The organism is Arthrobacter sp. zg-Y844, assembly GCF_024385465.1.
GTDB lineage: Bacteria > Actinomycetota > Actinomycetes > Actinomycetales > Micrococcaceae > Arthrobacter_B.
In genome coordinates, this window is record NZ_JANFLS010000005.1 from 15782 (window position 1) to 33565 (window position 17784).

The following is a 17784-nucleotide window of genomic DNA, read 5'->3' on the forward strand; positions in this document are numbered from 1 at the left end:
AGCCGAAACCGCGCGCCCTCAGTCAGCGGCCGTTGCAGCGGCAGCGACGACGGCGGTAGCCACCGCGGCGATCCCCTCGCCGCGGCCGGTGAAGCCCAGGTGGTCGGTGGTGGTGGCGGATACGCTGACCGGCGCGCCGGCAGCTGCACTCAGGACCGCTTCAGCCTCGGCCCGGCGGGGACTGAACTTGGGCCGGTTGCCGATCAGCTGCACGGCGATGTTGCCGATCTCGAAACCCGCCGCCCGCACAATGCTGGCAGCCTCGCCGAGGAGTACTGTCCCTGCAGCGCCGGCGTATTCCGGCCGGTCGGTGCCGAAGTGGGTCCCCAGATCCCCCAGCCCGGCAGCCGAGAACAGTGCGTCTGCGGCGGCGTGGGCCACCGGATCGCCGTCGGAGTGCCCGGCCAGGCCCCGCTCGCCTTCCCACTGAAGGCCGGCTACCCAGAGCGGCCGCGGTGCGTCGTCGGGCGCGAAGGCGTGTACATCGACGCCGATTCCGGTGCGTGGCAGGGCCATTTCAGTCCTCCTGGCGGTGGTGCCCGCCGGCCAGGATCGCTTCCGCGAGCACCAGGTCCAGCGGAGTGGTGATTTTCAGGGACAGCTGTGAACCTTCGACCACGTAGACCTCGGTCCCCAGGGACTCCACGAGCATGGCGTCGTCGGTGACGGCCGCTGCCGTGTCCGTGTCGAAGGAGAGGGCCGCGTCGTGGGCCCGGCGGAGCAGGGCCGCGTCGAAGCCCTGCGGGGTCTGTACGGCACGCAGCCGGGAACGGTCGGGCGTCCCGGTGACAAGGCGCGCGGCGACCGAGGAGGTCCCGGAGGCCGCCGACTCGGCAGCCGGTACGGGTGCCGTGTCCTTGACGGTATCCACCACCGGCATGGCAGGAATGACCGCCGAGGCACCCGCAGCCAGTGCTGCTGCCACGCGGTGGAACACCTCCGGCGGCGTCAGCGCACGGGCTGCATCGTGGACCAGCACCGCGTCCAGGTCCGCGGGCAGCGCCTTCAGCGCAGCCCGGACGGATTCGGGTCGGGTGGCTCCGCCGTCGACCGCTTGGACAGGGGCCGGGAACCGGTCACAGATGCTGCGCATCACGGTGTCACCGGCCGGCACGGCGACGGCAATGGCGGCGGCGATATCGGCGGACTGGACGGCGCGGAGGGCGTGGACGAGCATGGGCTCCCCGGCAAGCGGAACCTGGGCCTTGGGCATGCCGTAGCCAAGCCGCTGGCCGGATCCTCCGGCTACAACGACGACGCCGATCCGCGGCGGGCGGGAAGGGGTAGTGGACACCGTTCCACCCTAATGCCAGCGGGCTGGCGCTTAAACACTGATTGCCGGCCCCGAAGGACCGGCAATCAATGAAACTGGCTTGGCTGCCTAGCTCGCGAGGACTTCGTCGAGCACGGCCGCTGCCTGGTCTTCATCCGTCTTTTCAGCAAGCGCCAGTTCCGAAATCAGGATCTGGCGTGCCTTCGCGAGCATTCGCTTCTCGCCGGCGGACAGCCCGCGGTCATGGTCGCGGCGCCAGAGATCGCGGACAACTTCCGCTACCTTGACGACATCGCCTGACGCAAGCTTTTCCAGGTTTGCCTTGTATCGGCGCGACCAGTTAGTGGGCTCTTCAGTGAGCTCGGCGCGCAGGACGTCAAAGACGTGCTCCAGGCCTTCCTTGCCCACTACATCGCGCACCCCAACGAGGTCGACGTTCTCAGCCGGTACTTCTATGGTCAGATCACCCTGGGCCACCTTAAGCTTGAGATACATTTTCTCTTCGCCCTTGATGGTTCGCATCTTGATCTCTTCGATCTTCGCGGCACCGTGGTGAGGATAAACTACTGTTTCGCCAACCTCAAAAACCATGTGGTCTTTCCCCTTTCCCGGGGCTCAGTTTATCAGAGATGCGACACGCCGAGTAGAGTTTTCGCAGGTCAGGTACTGGATGGGCTCCGGTGTAGGTAGTATTCCGCCTTTCACGGGTACTTCACGAGCATCTCCACTGCTCAGGAACCACCCTCCGCGCCCGCCCAAGAATCCTGTTTTTCGCTGATTTGCCGATAGGCTAGGCAGCAAAGATAGCCTCAGGTCGCTAGACCGCAATACTTCAGGAGTTTGTGCTGTGAGATTCACACCCAAGAACCGGGTCCGGCGCACCGCTGCGGCCGGTGTCATCGCGCTTGCCATGCTGGGAACGGCAGGCTGCAGCGCTGTGAACGAGCAGGCAACCACCATTCAGTACTCGCCTTCGGACGGCATCGCGGAGAACGTTGCCGACCTGCAGCTGCGCAACATCCTCGTGGTCAGCAACGGCTCCGGGGAACCCGGCCGGCTCATCGGCACCGTGCTCAACGACTCCGACCAGGCACAGCGGTTCTCCCTCGACATCGGCGGCACGCCCCTGTCCTGGACGCTGCCGGCCGGCGGCAAGGTCGTCTTCGAGGACGAGGACGAGGAAAACGTCACTGTCGCCACCGTCCGGCAGGAGCCCGGCACGGGCATCAGCGCCGAACTGGCCCTCAACGAAGAAACCAAGGACCTGAACATTCCCGTGGTCAACGGTGACCAGCCGGATTACCGCCCGTACCTGCCGACAGGGTCCGAGTACACGCCGCGACCGGTTGAAACCACCGAGTCCGGGACCTCCGGCGAGGGCCACTAGCAAGACCGGATATCTCCGTAGAACCCGAAAGGGCCGGCGCTGCGGCGCCGGCCCTTTTTCGCACCCTGCCCCGGATCAGGCCTCGAACTTATAGCCCAGCCCGCGTACGGTCACCAGGTGCCGGGGCGCGGAGGAATCCGCCTCGATCTTTGCGCGCAGCCGTTTGACATGGACATCGAGGGTCTTGGTGTCACCCACATAATCTGCTCCCCAGACCCGTTCGATCAGTTGCCCGCGGGTCAGGACCCGGCCGGAGTTCCGCAGGAGCAGCTCCAGCAGCTCGAACTCCTTCAGCGGGAAGGGCACGCTGGTTCCGTTGACCTGCACCACGTGCCGGTCAATGTCCATGCGCACCGGCCCTGCTTCCAGCGCAGCACCGGCAAAGTCCGCTCCCGCTCCTTCCCCCCGGCGCCGGAGCACCGCGCGCACCCGGGCCAGCAGCTCGCGCGAGGAATACGGCTTGGTGACGTAGTCATCAGCGCCGATCTCGAGGCCGACCACCTTGTCGATTTCCGCATCCCGTGCGGTCAGCATAATGACCGGGACATCCGAACGCTGGCGGATCCGGCGGCAGACCTCCGTGCCGGAGAGCCCGGGGAGCATCAGGTCCAGCAGGATCAGGTCCGCGCCCGACTGTTCAAAGGCGGCGACGGCGTCGGTGCCGTTGTCCACGACGCCAACGTCGAATCCCTCCCGGGCCAGCAGATAGGAAAGGGGATCGCTGAAGGACTCCTCGTCTTCGACAATCAGAATCCGGGTCAAGCGGTAGCTCCCTGTTTCGATTCGCGGATATCTGCGGCGTCCATCTCGGGCAGCCGCACGGTGAAGGTGGATCCGTGCCCCGGGCGGGACCACAGGTCCACCTCGCCACCGTGGTTGGCCACCACGTGTTTGACGATACTCAGGCCCAGACCGGTTCCGCCCGTGTGCCTCGAACGGGCGGAATCGATCCGGTAGAACCGTTCAAACACCCGTTCCTGTTCTTCGGGAGCGATGCCGGGACCCTGGTCGGTTACGGCCACCTGGGCCATGCCGTTGCGGGACTGCAGTCCGATCCCCACCCTGCTGCCCTCGGGCGAATAGCGGATGGCATTGTCGATCAGGTTCCGGAAAGCGGTGGTCAACATGGGGGCGTCACCGTAAACCGCCGCATCCGACCTGCCACCCACGAGTACCTCGATGTTCTTACTCTCGGCGTTCAGCCGGTTGGCTTCGACGGCGTCCTCGAGAATCCGGTTCACGTCCACCGGTTTGGCGCGGTCCACGATGTCAGTGCTCTGCAGCCGGGACAGTTCGATGATGTCCTGGACCAGGGCGGTGAGGCGGGCGGATTCCCGGTGCATCCGTTTGGCGAACCGGCGGACCGCTTCTTCGTCGCCGGCGGCGTCGTCCAGCGCTTCGGAGAGCAGCGAGATGGCGCCCACCGGCGTCTTGAGTTCGTGGGAAACATTCGCAACAAAGTCGTGGCGGACTTCCTCGGTGCGGGTGATCTCCGTCCGGTCGTCGGCCAGGATCAGCACATATTCCTCCCCCACCGTCGCCACCCGGACCTGCAGAATGAGGGACCCCTCACCGAGCGGACCCCGGGGAAGCTCCAGCCTGGCCTCCTCGATGACGCCATCGCGGCGTACCCTGGCGCACAGGTCCAGCAGCCGGTCATTGACGATGGTGTGCCCGCGCACCAGGCCGAACGCGTAGGCACCGGGACTGGCCCGGACAACGCCGTCAATGGCATCGGCAACAATGTAGGCGCGACCAATGACGCCGAGCACTTCCGCAGCGCCCTCGGGGACGGTCGGCTCGGAGATCTCGGCCAACTCCCGCCGCTGGCGCTGGCTGGCCCCGTACGCGAGGACACCGAAAGCACCAACAGCCAGGCCGAGGAGGCCGGCCAGCAAGGCCAGCAGTACAGGATTCACTCTCATAGCTTAGGCCGGTCTTCGAGGCCGGGAAGGAAAGCCGGTGGCTTTGGACCATTCGTTAAACTAACGTTCATCTAAGGGGCCAGTGTGGTTCACCCCCGGCTGACATCCTGCAGGAGCGGCAGTAGGCGCAGGAAGCGCCGGGCCGCACCCGTTCCGCAGATCCCATACGATCCACCCGCTTTTGAGAGGACCCTTCAGTGCGCAAGGTTTTCCAGGCCGAGCTTCATCAAATCGGTGAAGAACTGACCCAGATATCCCAGCTGGTAACGGAGGCGATGCGCAAAGCGACGCTCGCCTTTGAAGGCGCCGATATCGAACTCGCGCAGGACGTCATCGCTGCAGACGCGCGGATCGACTTCCTGCAGAATGACCTGGATGAGCGTGCCATCGACGTTCTCGCCCTGCAGGGGCCGGTTGCCAGTGACCTGCGCATGATCGTCGGATCACTGCGCATGAGCGCCTCGCTGGAACGCATGGGGGACCTGGCCCGGCACATAGCGCAGCTGGCGCGCCTGCGGTACCCGGCCAACGTGGTGCCGGACAACATGGTGCAGACCTTCCGCGAGATGGCGCAGCTGGACATCCGCATTTCCGAACAGCTGACCGAACTGCTGGAGACGCGCAACCTGGAGATGAGCAAGGACATCTACGAGGCCAACAGCCGGATCAACGAACTGCACGCCGGGGTTTTCAAGTCCATTGCCTCCCCGGACTGGAACGTTCCCGCCGTCAGCACGGTGGACCTGACCCTCGCCAGCCGCTACTTCGAGCGCTTTGCGGACCACGGGGTTTCCGTCACCCGCAAGGTCAACTATCTCGTTACCGGTGAATGGCATCCGCTGTCCGAGTCAGGCGTGTAGCGGCGGCGACTCAGCTACCGGCTTAGAGCATAAAAGGGCGGTCCCCGCGTGGGGACCGCCCTTTCTCCTGGCCGGGATTAATGCCGCCGGCAGCAGGTGCTACTTCTTCTTGCCCTGGTTCGCCACGGCCTTGATGGAAGCGGCGGCGGCCTCAGGATCGAGGTAGGTTCCGCCGGCCTTGACCGGCTTCAGGTCCTCATCGAGTTCGTACACCAGCGGGATGCCGGTGGGGATGTTCACGGCGGCGATATCGGCGTCGCTGATCCCGTCCAGATGCTTGACCAGCGCACGCAGGGAGTTGCCGTGCGCGGCAATCATCACCGTCTTGCCGGTACGGATGTCCTTGGAGATGTCCGACTCCCAGTACGGCAGGAACCGTTCCAGGACGTCCTTGAGGCACTCGGTGCGCGGCAGCTCATCGGGGGCCAGATCCGCGTAACGGGGATCGTGGGCCTGGGAGAAATCACTGTCGTCCGGCAGGGGCGGCGGCGGGGTGTCGTAGGAACGGCGCCAGAGCATGAACTGTTCCTCGCCGTACTCGGCCAGGGTCTGTGCCTTGTCCTTGCCCTGCAGTGCGCCGTAGTGCCGCTCGTTCAGGCGCCAGCTGCGCTTGACGTCGATCCAGATGCGGTCAGCCGCGCCCAGGGCCAGGTTCGCCGTGTTGATGGCCCGCTGGAGCCGGGAGGTGTAGAGGATGTCCGGGAGAACGTTGTTCTCAACCAGCAGCTGCCCGCCGCGGAGGGCTTCCTCACGTCCGAGGTCCGTCAGATCCACGTCCACCCAGCCCGTGAAGAGGTTCTTTTCATTCCATTCACTCTGCCCGTGGCGCAGAAGGATCAGTTTGTAGGTCATATAAGCATGGTATCGGAGTGCGTACCGGGCAGGGAGGGCGGCGGCCCTTTAGCCGGGCAGATGAGCGGGGCCCGAACGCGGGGCCGGAAATCTACTGAGCAGATGGCGGGGGTGTCAGGCGGGGACCCTCCGGGCGGCGTGCACGGGATCCCACCGGATGGTGCTGCTGTTTCTCCTGGGACCCCTTTGGCCGCAGCCGCACCACTGGGTGGGATCCTCCGTCCACAAGCTGCGGCTCAGCCGCACCCCCGGCGTCCATCCCGTCCCGGCACGCGCTGGTTCGAGGCTCCCCTCGGTCAGGGGCATCCCCTTGCGCCCGCTAGCATTGTGTGGTGCAAAAACCGCTAAAACCCGTAGGAACTGTGACCAGGGGCACTACAAATCCCAACCGGCTCCGACGGGTGGACCGCTGGCTGGCCGGACCGGCACGGTGGCGTCTGCGGCAGGCCGCTGATCCGTTGATCGTGGATCTGGGTTACGGCGCCGCGCCTACCACCGCCGTCGAACTCCATGGCCGCCTCGGGCGGGTGCGGGCGGATGTGGAAGTCATGGGGATTGAAATCGACCCGGCCCGCGTCCTGGCGGCCAAACCGCTGGAACGAGAGGGCCTGAGCTTCCGCCAGGGCGGCTTCGAACTGCCCGTGGACGGACGCCGCCCGGTGATGGTCCGCGCCTTTAACGTGCTGCGCCAGTACGCGGAGGAGGACTATGCGCAGCACTGGGACATGGTCTGCTCGCGGCTGGCACCGGGAGGGATTTTCGTGGACGGCACCTGCGACGAAATCGGCCGGCGTGCCACGTGGGTGGAACTGGACGCCTCCGGCCCGGTTTCGCTGAGTATTTCGCTGCGGTTCGGCGCGTTCGAGCGCCCGTCCGATGTTGCAGAACGCCTGCCCAAAGCGCTGATCCACCGCAATGTTCCCGGGGAGCGGGTGCATGCTTTCCTCCAGGCCATGGACCGGGCGTGGGAGGAAGCCGCACCGATGGCCTCCTACGGCAACCGGCATCGCTGGCTGGCGATGTGCAGCGCGCTAAAGGCAGGCGGGGTGCCCCTGCTGACCGGGCCGTCCCGGTGGCGGCTGGGCGAAATCACCGTTGCCTGGGACGCCGTCCGGCCCTCGTAACCGCAACCCCGCAACCCCGCAACCCCGCAACCGGAACGGCTGCGCCGAACGGCCGGCTAAAGCCGAACCGCCGGTTAACGAGGTCCGCCCCGGACAACCCTGGCAGGGTCGGTCCGGGGCGGACTGAAAGTCAGCGGTTTATCGGTGGCTACCAGGGGCCGTACGGGCCCTGGTTGCTGTTGCCGCGGCCGCGGGAGCTGCCGATGGCAGGCTTCACATCCGCGAGGTACACGCAGGCCGCAATCACGGCTGCCAGTTGGAACAGGATCAGGCTCAGTGACGGCACCAGTGCAGACAGCACGCCGACGGCGGCTGCTCCGCCCGTGAGGCCCAGCCAGAATCCCTTGGTCCGCTTGTAGGCACGCTCAAAGTCGGCGGGCTTGCGCCGCGCACAGTCCAGCAGCGCCCAGAGCTCAATGCCCAGCGCCACTATGCCGAGCACCAGGTAGAGGTAGTACTGAATCATGATCATTAGGGCCACAGCGCTAGCCTACCGTGTAAGTGCCCGCTCTAGGTCCCTCCAGAGGTCGTCAACATTCTCGATGCCGACGGAAAGCCGCAGCAGCCCCTCCGGAACGGTGTGCGGCTCCCCTGGCTGGCGGCGCCGCCGTTCGATCAGCGACTCCACGCCGCCGAGCGAGGTGGCCGGCAGCCACAGTTCCACGGCTTCGGCGACCTTCTCCGCCGCAGCGGCTCCGCCGGCAACTTCGATGCACAGGACAGATCCAAAGCCCGACATCTGCGCGGCGGCACGGCGGTGCCCCGGGTCCCCGGGCAGGCCCGGATAACGCACGTTTTCCACCTGCGGAAGTGCCTGCAGCCGACGGGCAAGTTCCATGGCGGTGGCCTGCGAGCGCTCCATCCGCAGAGCCAGTGTGCGTAGGCCGCGCAGCGCCAGCCACACTTCGAACGGACCGGCCACTGCTCCGTGCAGCGAGCGGTACCGGAGCAGGCGGTCCCGCAGATCGGGGTCGGATGTCACGGCCGCCCCCAGGACGACGTCGGAGTGTCCGGCCAGGTATTTCGTCACCGAGTGGACGACGACGTCGGCGCCCAGTTCCAGGGGCCGCGTCACCAGCGGCGTGGAGAACGTGTTGTCCGCTACCACCAGCGCACCGGCAGCGTGCGCCGCCTCGGCCAGGGCCGCGATGTCGGCAACCTCCAGCATGGGATTAGTGGGGCTCTCCACCCAGAGCAGCGAAGCGCCGTCGAGCTGCGTTATGACGTCCTGTGTTGCGGCAATATCCACGGTGCGCACGGAAAACCGGCCGTTCGCTGCCTCCTCCGCTGCCAGCAGCAATGATCCCTGGTAGCTGTGCCGCGGCATCACCACCACACCGCCGGCGGGAACCAGGGACAGGGCAGCCATCACGGACGCCAGCCCGGAGCCGAAGACCAATGCGGGAAGGGCAGCGCCTTCGAGCTCGGCGAGCGCCTGCTCGAAGGGATCCCAGGTGGGGTTGGAGTACCGGCCGTAGCCGCGCTCCCCCGGAACGGGCGTACCCGAGCCGAAGTAGGTGGAGGACAGCACGATGGGCGGATTCACCGGGGCATCGTGCTCGCGGGGAGGGCGGCCCGCGGAGACAACGAGGGTATCGGGGGAAACGGCGTGCCCGTGCGGCGGAATGTGGCTCATAAGAAACAGCCTAGACCGCCGGACGGACCGGCCGGCCGCTGCCGGCGAACGGTGTCCGTGACCGTTCGCCCGCCGCACCGGCCTCCCAGCCGGACTAGGTAGGCTAGGCGGGTGAGCAATTCTAATCTCCCCGAAACCCGCGGCCTGTTCATTGCCATGGAGGGCGGAGACGGTGCCGGGAAATCCACCCAGGCGCAGCGGCTGGCCGCCGCACTGCAGGAGACCGGCCGTACGGTCCTGCGCACCCGTGAACCAGGCGGCACCCCCGTAGGCGAGCAGCTGCGCGCGCTGGTGCTTGAACACGGCAACGGCGAAATCGACGCACGTACCGAGGCGCTGATCTTCGCCGCCTCCCGTGCCGCACACGTCCAACAGGTCATCGAGCCGGCCCTCGCCGCCGGAACCGTGGTGGTCTGCGACCGCTATGTCGACAGTTCCATTGCGTACCAGGGTGCCGGCCGGCAGCTCGGCACGGACGCTGTCCGAACACTGAATGACTGGGCTACCGGAGGCTTGGAGCCGAACCTCACCGTCCTGCTCGACGTCGATCCTGAACGCGGCCGGGACCGCCGGACCGCCGGCGACGCCGCCGAGGACCGGCTCGAGTCCGAACCGGATGCCTTCCACCTGCAGATCCGCTTGGCGTTCCTTGAGGCCGCACAGGCAGCTCCCGGCAGATACCTGGTGCTCGACGCCGGCCGTCCGGTGGATGAACTGGCCGAAACCATCCTGCGGCGCGTGGAAAAGCTGCTGCCGTGAGCGTGTGGGATGACCTGCAGGGGCAGGATCCGGTAGTGGCCCAGTTGCGCCGCGGTGCCGCGGACGCCCGTCCCAACCATGCCTGGCTGTTCACCGGTCCGCCCGGTTCCGGCCGTTCCAATGCCGCCCGTGCTTTTGCTGCCGCACTGGTCTGCGAACAGCAGGACCCGGCGCTTCGGGGCTGCGGGGAGTGCAAGGCCTGCCGGACCGTGCTGGCCGGCTCGCACGCCGACGTCGCCTCCGTCACCACGGAGAAGGTCACCATCAGCATCGATGAGGCCCGCGAACTGGTCCGGAAGGCCCAGGACAAGCCGTCCACCGGCCGCTGGCGCGTCATCATCGTGGAGGACGCCGACCGGATGCAGGAGCGCAGCACCAACGTGCTGCTCAAAGCCATTGAAGAGCCGCCGCCGCGGACCATCTGGCTGCTCTGCGCCCCGAGCCCCGGCGATGTCCTCGTCACCATCCGGTCCAGGTGCCGTCCGGTGGGGCTGCGGCTGCCGCCGGTTGAGGATGTAGCGGAACTGTTGATCCGGCGGGACAGCATCGACCCGGACGTGGCCCTCAATGCTGCGAGGGCCGCGCAGAGCCACATCGGCGTCGCCAAGCGCCTGGCCACCGACGAAGGCGCACGGCAGCGCCGCGAGAGCATCGTGCGGCTGCCCCTGTCGCTGCGCAATGTCTCCGGAGCCATGAAGGCCGCGGCGGACCTCGTGGCCCTGGCCGAAGCGGAAGCCACCAGTTCCTTTGAACAGCGGGACGCCGCCGAGAAGGAAGCACTGCTCGCCTCCCTGGGCGCACCCGCCACCGGAACCCTGCCGCCGTCGCTGCGCAGCCAGGTGAAACGGCTCGAAGAAGACCAGGTGCGCCGTGCCAAGCGGTCCAAGAACGACTATTTCGACCGGGCGCTGACTGACCTGCTCTCCTTTTACCGCGACGTGCTGATGATCCAGCTGGGCAGTGCCGGCCCCCTCGTGAACGAGGGACTCCGCCGGGAGCTGGACGAGTTTGCCGCGTACGGCTCTCCGGAACAGACCCTGATGCGCATGGAGGAGATCAATACCGTGCGCCGCCGCCTGGTGACCACGAATGTGGCACCGTTGCTGGCCATCGAAGCGATGGCCCTGAGCCTGCTGTAATGTCCAGTTATCCACCGCCTTCCGCCAGCCCGGCTGGTCCGCGCACCTAGCCGCTCCAGGAGTAAGAATGACCACCGCCACTGCCCGCCGCCGTTTCCCCCGGCTGGCCGCCGCCGCCGCCTCGGTGGTGCTGCTGGCGGCTTCCACCGCCTGCACCACGGACTCCGAACCGGGCGCAGAAGGCAGCGGCGGCGGGGACTCCTCCACCACCGCCCCGGCAGACGTGATTGGCGACGTGCCCGAGGACCTGCAGGAGTTCTACAGCCAGGACGTCACCTGGTCCGAGTGCGAAGAGAAGTTCCGCTGCGCCACCATTACGGTCCCGATGGATTACGCAGACCCGGACGCCGGGACGGTGGAATTGTCAGCCATCCTGGCCGATGCCGACGGGGAGGCCAAGGGCACCATCCTCATCAACCCGGGCGGTCCGGGCGGATCCGGTTACGACGTGGTACTCCAGTCGCTGGAAAACGTCACCAGCGACCGGCTGCGGGAGAACTTCAACATCCTCGGATTCGACCCGCGCGGCGTCGGCCGCTCCACCCCGGTGAAGTGCCTGAGCGACAAGGAAATGGATGAGGCCCGCGCCGAGTACATCGACGCGAGCACACCCGAAGGGCTCACCGCCTCGCGGTTGAGCGCGAAGGAATTCGCCGATGCGTGTGCAGAAGAGACCGGCGAGCTGCTTGGGTTTGTCGACACGGCCAGCGCTGCCCGCGACATGGACATCCTCCGGGCCATAGCCGGGGACGAGAAGCTGAACTACCTCGGCTTCTCCTACGGCACCTACCTCGGCGCCACCTATGCCGAACTGTTCCCAGACAAGACGGGGCGGCTGGTGCTCGACGGCGCCCTGGACCCCGCCTCCACCAACGAGGAAATCACCCTCGGCCAGGCCGCGGCGTTCGAAAAGGCCATCCGCGCCTACGTCGAGGACTGCGTGACCGGCAGCAACTGCCCGCTTGAAGGCAGTGCCGACGAAGGCATCGCAACAATCCGGGAGCTGCTGGCCTCCGTCGAGGCGAGTCCGATGACGGCAGCCGACGGGCGGGTTGTCACCATCTCCACCTTTGTCAGCGGCTTCATTCTCCCGCTGTACGACGACGGCAACTGGCCGGTGCTTTCGCAGGCCCTGGAGACTGCCCTGGACGGCGACCCGACCTACATGCTCCGCCTGGCCGACGTCAGTGCCGACCGTGCGGAAGACGGCACGTACCGGTCCAACAGCACCGTGGCATTCAACGCGGTCAACTGCCTGGACTATCCCATGACCGCCGATGATGCGCAGATGGCCGCCGACGCCCTGGAACTTAAAGCGGCGTCCCCCACCATCGGCAAGTACCTGGCCTACGGCGGGGTCACCTGCGAGGCGTGGCCGCACGGACCGGTGAATGAACCGCACCCCATTGAGGCTGCCGGTGCGGCGGACCTCCTGGTGATTGGAACCACCGGGGATCCCGCCACCCCCTATGAATGGTCCCAGGCGCTCGCTGCACAGCTCGAATCCGCGGTACTGGTCACGTGGGAGGGCGAAGGACATACGGCGTACGGACGCGGCAGCCAGTGCATCGAAGACACGGTGGACGACTACTTCGTGGACGGAACGGTGCCGCAGGACAACGTGGTCTGCTGATCACGGGGGCAGGGGCGGACCCTGCGGGACCTTGCCGCCGGCCACCGAACGGCTCGGTCACCCCTGGCCATTTTGACCCGCACCGCCGGGACGTATAAAGTAGTTCCTTGTGGATTCTGCCCGGCAACGGACAGCTGAAGCCCGCCTCCTTAGCTCAGTTGGTAGAGCGTCTCACTCGTAATGAGAAGGTCGCCAGTTCGATTCTGGCAGGAGGCTCCGTTGGAACCCCTAGAATCTGCTGATTCTGGGGGTTCCTTTCTTGTAATTTGACACACCTCTCAACCTGTGCATGGAGAGGAATTCTCCGCCATTCTCAGCTTTCTCGTCACTTCTATGTCACTTGGGCCAGTGCGGCCAGCCTCCCAAAGGAGGATCCCGAACACGACAGCCCGCCTCCCCCGTTGAATGTCGAATAAAGGGAAGCTATGGCTACAGTATGGGGATGGGGATCAAGTTCTACACCAATGGCGCTGACAGACAGTGCGGCGCTGCGACACGCCTAGCCTGCAGAACGTGGCCTGCACCCACCAGATTTGTGGGCGCTGGCGGCCTCCGACTGGCTACTGAAAGTAACGGACTGGGCGAATGACGCTGTCGATAGCACAACACAGGGGCTATCACAGCGGCCTCCAGGGACACTTCGCAGAACAGTACGTACGTGCTCTGGCTGGCGCGACCGGCTTTAGCGTCGGCAAACGAGACCCGGAGCCCGAAGGCATAGATCTTGCGATCGGTTACACGAGACGGCCAGACCTGCCTTGGGGCAACACGACGATTGAAGTCTCCGTGAAGTCGACCCACACCCCGCTCTACTCATCGAGCGGTGAATTCCAGTACGACATCAAAGCTGCACACCATGACGTATTGTGCGGAACCTACGGTATAGATTTCGATATCCGACGATATCTGGTCGTCGTTGCAGTGCCTCCGAAGCGGCAGCACTTTGCCCGTATGGAGAAGCGGCGGTTGATACTAAGCAACGAGGCTTATTTCCTAGACTTGATGGGCACAACACCAGTTGGGAACTCCGCTACCAAGCGACGGCTTTCCTTCCCACATGCAAACCTATTGACACCGCTGACGCTGGCTGAGGTCTTATTTCAAGACGCAGGAAAGGCACTCCAATGGGTCAGCGTCTAAAAGAAAGCACCATCAACCAGATCCCGGTCCGGAATTACGCATACTACCTCCAAGCGAATGGCTGGGAGGAAGTAGATACTGACGCAACAGGATCGTATTGGAACAAGGTCGGTTCGGACCCTGGTGTATATAGCTGGTTGCCGAGCAATCCAGACGTTCGAACATTTAGTTTGCGAATTTCTCAACTGGTTGAGGAAGTCGCAAAGGTTGAAGGTCGCGACGTTAATGAAGTACTTCGCGATCTGACTGACCTGCAGCGAGATGTTCAAGAGGTGCGAACCTTTCCGGGAGGCAAGTCTGGTTCCATCACACTGGGCCAGTCATCGGAATCGATCCAGGGGCTTCATAAGTGGGTTGAGAGTGCGGCTGTAGCGGTAGGTATGGATGAAGCCGCTGTAATACTGCCGCGTAGGAAGCCCCCGGCCGCTCTGGCCCTGCTGAGGAGTACTGAACTTCTCACGCCAATTCCAGGAAGTTTCATCTGGAGGCTCTCACTTCCCCTTGGCGACCACGAGCTCGAAAATCAGTTCCCCTTTGATATTGACGGTCGCTTTGAGGATTATGCCCGACGCACTACACGGCGCCTTTACGCCAGCACCCGGGTCACTGCTGAGGCGGCCAGTGAGTCGCTCTCCCAAGACACAGGAGTCGAACCTTTTCGCGCCCGCATTACCGAAGGAATCACCGCTGATCTTTGTGATGCCTTGTCACAAATATCAGTCTCCGGAGCTACGCCTCTGGAGTTCAACTTCCGCTGGTCACGTTATCGCCCTGTTCCGGACGCTAACGAGCAACTGGCCCTGTCTACAGAGCAACTGGAGGTCATTGGGTGGGCTGGTAAAGAGCTACGCAGAGAAGCTCTAGAACCGGACGTAACAGTCAAAGGTTTTGTTGTCCGACTTACCCGCACTGGTCCAAATATTATGCCGGGCAAAATCACCATCTCAGGATCAGAGACACACGATCCTCAGGGCCAGGTGGCACACTATTGGGTCGAACTCAGCGCAGAAGACTATCAAAAAGCTCAGGATGCGCATTCCAAATATGAGGAGGTCACGGTCACTGGTGATCTGAGGCGCTCTACCCGCCGCCGAGAACTACTCAATCCCAGTCAGTTTCATGTATTGAACGGACCCGGGACCCACCTAGCTGAGTGATCGGGCCACATCGTACGAAGCAGACTTGTTGAGACTGTGCCGGGCCCTGTCATAGCGACGTGTGGTGCGGGGATCAGCGTGGCCCATCGAGTCCTGCAAGTCGTGCAGGGTAGTTCCGCTGTCCAGGGCAATCGTGGCGAACGTGTGCCGCAGGCTGTGCGGGCTGATTTGACCCTCGATACCGGCCTTGTGCGTGAGCCGCTGGATGGTACGGAAAACCTCTGAACGGTTCCAGGGCTTGCCGGTGGTCGTCGTGAACAGGGGCAGGCTCCCGCCTGTCCCCGCCACCAGGTCAGCTCCGGTCGTGCCCAGATAGGCGTTCAGTGCTTCGACGGCGGGAGCCGGCACCGCGACCTTCGCTGCTTTCCCGCCCTTGCGCCGGACCGTCAGGGTCCGGTGTCCGCTGTCGTGCCCGTAGTCGGCGGTGGTCGCGTTCAGTGCTTCGCTGACCCGGATGCCGGTGAACATGAGCAGGCTGACCAGGGCGTGTGAGCGGGGGCTGTCCGCTGCAGCTGCAGCCAGCAGCGCCTTTGTCTGCTCGCGTGTGAGTCCCTGCGTGGCGCTGTGGTCGGCGTCAACCTTGGGGCGGGCGATCAGCTGCACCGGGTTGACCTGCACCAGTCCCATGCCGAGCGCGTACTTATAGAAGCTGGACAGCGCCGAGAGCTTGCGTGCCACCGTCGCCGGGGCACCCGTCAGGGTGTGCCGGTAGCCGTCCACCTGCACCCGGCTGACCTGCAGCAGATCGAATCCGTAGTGATCCAGCCAGGAACAGAAGTCGGTGAGGTTCCGGGTATACGCAGCCAGCGTGTTCGGCGAGGTCTGCGCGAGCCGCCAAGCACCAATGATGTGGGCGTGCCGTTCGGCGTTGGTGTCCGGTGCGGCGATGTGAGCGAGGTCCATAGACACATCATAACTGACATTATGATGTGGCTTGGAGTGGGATCACCTACTACCTATGTTCAAGAAGATCCAGAGCGAAGTTGTCGTCAGAAGCGTTCCAGATCACCCGGCATGTCCACGTATTCCTCATGGGAGCCCCGAATGCATTCTCGGCATCAACGACCGAAGTTACTTTGAAAACGTTGTCCTGCTGCACGGTCGTCGTCCTTCCAAACTCGGCCGACGAAGGAGCTATGAGGCGCTTCTTAACAAATTCCTGGCACGCGTACTGCGCATCAGCCTTACTGCCATCACGCGAGGTAAACGAGCCGAAGATCGAAAGCGCGGCTGCAAGAACGACGAAGGTGAGGCATCCAAGGTTCTTTTTGGCTTTGGTCGGGACAAAGAGCCTGCCCTCGTCCACCGCTTCCTCACGCACCCGAGCATCACCGCGAAGCTCAGTCTCGTTCCAGTCTTTGGGGTGCTGCATTGCAGCGGCGGGTCTTTTGTAGTCAGGAATTAGCTCACCGGTTGAAGCATCGTAAAGGGGCGCCAACCCAATTTCCTCCAGCGTCTTTACCTGGCTGTACTCCTTGCCGTTCCAGAACTTGCCTACTTCTGGGTCACGCGCGTCGTAGTACCAAGCGATGATCTTCAAGAAGCCCCCCAGCTAAAAACGACTCAACCATCGCAGCATACAGGTAGCCGTTGGTGGCCCCAGTGCGGGCCTCACGCTCAGAGCCGCACACACATTTCGGTATGACGTTCATCTTGCTGCTCGGCTCCATCAGCCTCCCGGACTACCCGCGTGAATCCTCGCAGCCAATCCACCTCAGGCCGGCCTGCTGGTCCTTCATGGCGACGGTTATACGCAGCCGCCGCATGGAACGGGCCGGGGGAGGGAACCCTCCCCCGACAGACGGTCAGGACCGCTCGTCCTAGCGCCTCCCTACCCGGACGGGATGGGAAGTTTTCTACGGTTAAACTCCGACTCTTCCACCATGAAGGTCTCGTCAAAGGGCAGCCGGTAGGTTTCGGCATATCGACGTTCATGCTGGGACCTGGTCACGTTGTCGATAGCTAGTTTCCCATTTGGTGCAATCGAGAACATCCAGATCACGAAAGCAGTGACGTGTCTGTGCTCCAACGGTACTAGTGGCCGCAGATGCCCTGGTCGAACACACCGAGTTTTTTCGCACTCGTGGTGCAACTCTTGAGCGTTGGGTATTGGCCCTACGAGGTGCATGTACAGCCATCGGTGACCGATCACCCAACGCCCATTCACCATGAGCGAACTATATTTTCCTTTGACGCGGCCAGTCCAAATCCAGCAACCGTCTTCATCGGCAACGATCTTGTCACCGAACACGTCCTCAACAAAGCTTATGGTTTCTTCGTTCAGCTCCAGATAAAGGGAATATTGGTGCTCGCTGCACAATCCCACAGCCAGCACCGGATTTTCACAACCTTCCTTTGAGCACCCTACGGGCTGTGGGCACAGTTCGGGCTTCGCCGCTACCGGCTCTCTCCAATCGCGGTGTTTATAGCAAAGGCGGGTCTTCGCCGAACGCCACTTCGTACGACAACCCCGAACGCGACACTGGCCTAACTGATCCTTAGACGGCATTGGTTGCCACCGCCGATCGCATGGTGCTGCCAAAGCGTTCACGCTGATGCAGTTGCTGCATCTTGGCTTTAGTCATTAGCTCAGTTGTGCCCCTGGCTTGGGCAATGCCATCGATGTGTTCACGGTTCTCCTGCAATTGGGCCGGGGAAAGCACATTCTTACGCCACACCGATGGCCCACCGCCGCGTGGGATGTACTCATCGACGAGCGGCCAACGCTGGGACGCGAGGGCGAGCAACCACCAATCCACGGTACGAACGCGCCGGGTGGCAGCCGTGAATCGAAGGGCAGTCGACGACGTAAATTCGCGACCGCTGGGTAGATCGAGGTACAACGCTCCAGGGCCATGTAAATCCCTGCGCCGAAAGAGGTCATCCACCTCTACGAGAG

20 protein-coding genes and 1 tRNA gene are annotated in these 17784 nt (G+C 64.1%); 9 read left to right on the forward strand and 12 right to left on the reverse strand.

Annotation, left to right across the window (positions count from 1 at the left end; all coding sequences use genetic code 11):
• Nucleotides 1-18: 18 nt before the first annotated feature.
• From ispF to NNX35_RS14830, 3 genes are all read right to left on the reverse strand, one after another.
• Nucleotides 19-516: a 2-C-methyl-D-erythritol 2,4-cyclodiphosphate synthase gene (gene ispF / locus NNX35_RS14820; protein WP_255868177.1), complete on the reverse strand. Its 498-nt coding sequence runs from the start codon at nt 514-516 to the stop codon at nt 19-21.
• Nucleotide 517: 1 nt separating this feature from the next.
• The gene (gene ispD / locus NNX35_RS14825; protein ID WP_255868179.1) at nt 518-1294 is read right to left on the reverse strand and encodes a 2-C-methyl-D-erythritol 4-phosphate cytidylyltransferase; all 777 of its coding nucleotides are present in this window, start codon (nt 1292-1294) and stop codon (nt 518-520) included.
• An 87-nt stretch (nt 1295-1381) separates the two neighbouring features.
• Nucleotides 1382-1864 carry a CarD family transcriptional regulator gene (locus tag NNX35_RS14830; protein WP_066300159.1) on the reverse strand — a complete coding sequence of 161 codons (483 nt, stop codon included), beginning with the start codon at nt 1862-1864 and terminating at the stop codon, nt 1382-1384.
• A 256-nt stretch (nt 1865-2120) separates the two neighbouring features.
• Here NNX35_RS14830 and NNX35_RS14835 point away from each other — a divergent pair, with 256 nt between their 5' ends.
• On the forward strand, nt 2121-2660 hold the full coding sequence (locus tag NNX35_RS14835) for a hypothetical protein (protein WP_255767502.1): 540 nt from the start codon (nt 2121-2123) through the stop codon (nt 2658-2660).
• A 75-nt stretch (nt 2661-2735) separates the two neighbouring features.
• Here NNX35_RS14835 and NNX35_RS14840 read toward each other — a convergent pair whose 3' ends face one another.
• Entirely contained in the window at nt 2736-3422 is a 687-nt protein-coding gene (locus tag NNX35_RS14840) for a response regulator transcription factor (RefSeq protein WP_255863722.1), read from the reverse strand.
• The gene (locus NNX35_RS14845) at nt 3419-4579 is read right to left on the reverse strand and encodes a cell wall metabolism sensor histidine kinase WalK (protein ID WP_227934234.1); all 1161 of its coding nucleotides are present in this window, start codon (nt 4577-4579) and stop codon (nt 3419-3421) included. The genes NNX35_RS14840 and NNX35_RS14845 overlap by 4 nt, the downstream gene beginning before the upstream one ends.
• Nucleotides 4580-4782: 203 nt before the next feature.
• Here NNX35_RS14845 and phoU point away from each other — a divergent pair, with 203 nt between their 5' ends.
• Complete coding sequence (phoU, locus tag NNX35_RS14850; protein ID WP_227923793.1) at nt 4783-5445, forward strand: phosphate signaling complex protein PhoU; 663 nt, start codon at nt 4783-4785, stop codon at nt 5443-5445.
• 99 nt (nt 5446-5544) lie between these two features.
• Here phoU and NNX35_RS14855 read toward each other — a convergent pair whose 3' ends face one another.
• Complete coding sequence (locus NNX35_RS14855; RefSeq protein WP_255767498.1) at nt 5545-6297, reverse strand: phosphoglyceromutase; 753 nt, start codon at nt 6295-6297, stop codon at nt 5545-5547.
• Nucleotides 6298-6659: 362 nt separating this feature from the next.
• Between NNX35_RS14855 and NNX35_RS14860 the strand changes: the two genes are divergently transcribed.
• The gene (locus NNX35_RS14860; protein ID WP_227934232.1) at nt 6660-7421 is read left to right on the forward strand and encodes a class I SAM-dependent methyltransferase; all 762 of its coding nucleotides are present in this window, start codon (nt 6660-6662) and stop codon (nt 7419-7421) included.
• Between the two features lie 148 nt (nt 7422-7569).
• Here the strand turns inward: NNX35_RS14860 and NNX35_RS14865 are convergent, their stop codons facing one another.
• The gene (locus NNX35_RS14865) at nt 7570-7893 is read right to left on the reverse strand and encodes a DUF2516 family protein (RefSeq protein WP_255767514.1); all 324 of its coding nucleotides are present in this window, start codon (nt 7891-7893) and stop codon (nt 7570-7572) included.
• 18 nt (nt 7894-7911) lie between these two features.
• Nucleotides 7912-9057, reverse strand: coding sequence for a PLP-dependent aspartate aminotransferase family protein (locus tag NNX35_RS14870; protein WP_255868181.1), 1146 nt, complete (start codon nt 9055-9057; stop codon nt 7912-7914).
• 111 nt (nt 9058-9168) lie between these two features.
• Between NNX35_RS14870 and tmk the strand changes: the two genes are divergently transcribed.
• The 6 genes from tmk to NNX35_RS14900 all read left to right on the forward strand — a co-directional run bounded on the left by tmk (nt 9169) and on the right by NNX35_RS14900 (nt 14885).
• The gene (tmk, locus tag NNX35_RS14875; RefSeq protein WP_255868182.1) at nt 9169-9816 is read left to right on the forward strand and encodes a dTMP kinase; all 648 of its coding nucleotides are present in this window, start codon (nt 9169-9171) and stop codon (nt 9814-9816) included.
• Entirely contained in the window at nt 9813-10955 is a 1143-nt protein-coding gene (locus NNX35_RS14880) for a DNA polymerase III subunit delta' (protein WP_255767495.1), read from the forward strand. Before tmk ends, NNX35_RS14880 begins: the two co-directional genes overlap by 4 nt.
• Nucleotides 10956-11022: 67 nt before the next feature.
• Nucleotides 11023-12588 carry an alpha/beta hydrolase gene (locus NNX35_RS14885; RefSeq protein WP_255868183.1) on the forward strand — a complete coding sequence of 522 codons (1566 nt, stop codon included), beginning with the start codon at nt 11023-11025 and terminating at the stop codon, nt 12586-12588.
• Between the two features lie 143 nt (nt 12589-12731).
• Nucleotides 12732-12804 (forward strand) — tRNA-Thr (locus NNX35_RS14890).
• A gap of 369 nt (nt 12805-13173) precedes the next feature.
• Nucleotides 13174-13728, forward strand: a complete 555-nt coding sequence (locus NNX35_RS14895) for a DUF4365 domain-containing protein (RefSeq protein WP_255868184.1) — start codon at nt 13174-13176, stop codon at nt 13726-13728.
• A complete protein-coding gene (locus tag NNX35_RS14900) occupies nt 13713-14885 on the forward strand; it encodes a hypothetical protein (RefSeq protein ID WP_255868185.1) in 1173 nt (390 codons plus the stop codon). Before NNX35_RS14895 ends, NNX35_RS14900 begins: the two co-directional genes overlap by 16 nt.
• On the opposite strand, the gene NNX35_RS14905 is transcribed toward NNX35_RS14900, so the two are convergent.
• The 4 genes from NNX35_RS14905 to NNX35_RS14920 all read right to left on the reverse strand — a co-directional run bounded on the left by NNX35_RS14905 (nt 14874) and on the right by NNX35_RS14920 (nt 17632).
• A complete protein-coding gene (locus NNX35_RS14905; protein ID WP_255868186.1) occupies nt 14874-15788 on the reverse strand; it encodes a tyrosine-type recombinase/integrase in 915 nt (304 codons plus the stop codon). The genes NNX35_RS14900 and NNX35_RS14905 overlap by 12 nt on opposite strands.
• Before the next feature lie 49 nt (nt 15789-15837).
• Nucleotides 15838-16425, reverse strand: a complete 588-nt coding sequence (locus NNX35_RS14910; protein WP_255868187.1) for a hypothetical protein — start codon at nt 16423-16425, stop codon at nt 15838-15840.
• Between the two features lie 291 nt (nt 16426-16716).
• Nucleotides 16717-17220: an HNH endonuclease gene (locus NNX35_RS14915; protein WP_255868188.1), complete on the reverse strand. Its 504-nt coding sequence runs from the start codon at nt 17218-17220 to the stop codon at nt 16717-16719.
• A 163-nt stretch (nt 17221-17383) separates the two neighbouring features.
• Entirely contained in the window at nt 17384-17632 is a 249-nt protein-coding gene (locus NNX35_RS14920; protein WP_255868189.1) for a hypothetical protein, read from the reverse strand.
• Nucleotides 17633-17784 lie beyond the last annotated feature (152 nt).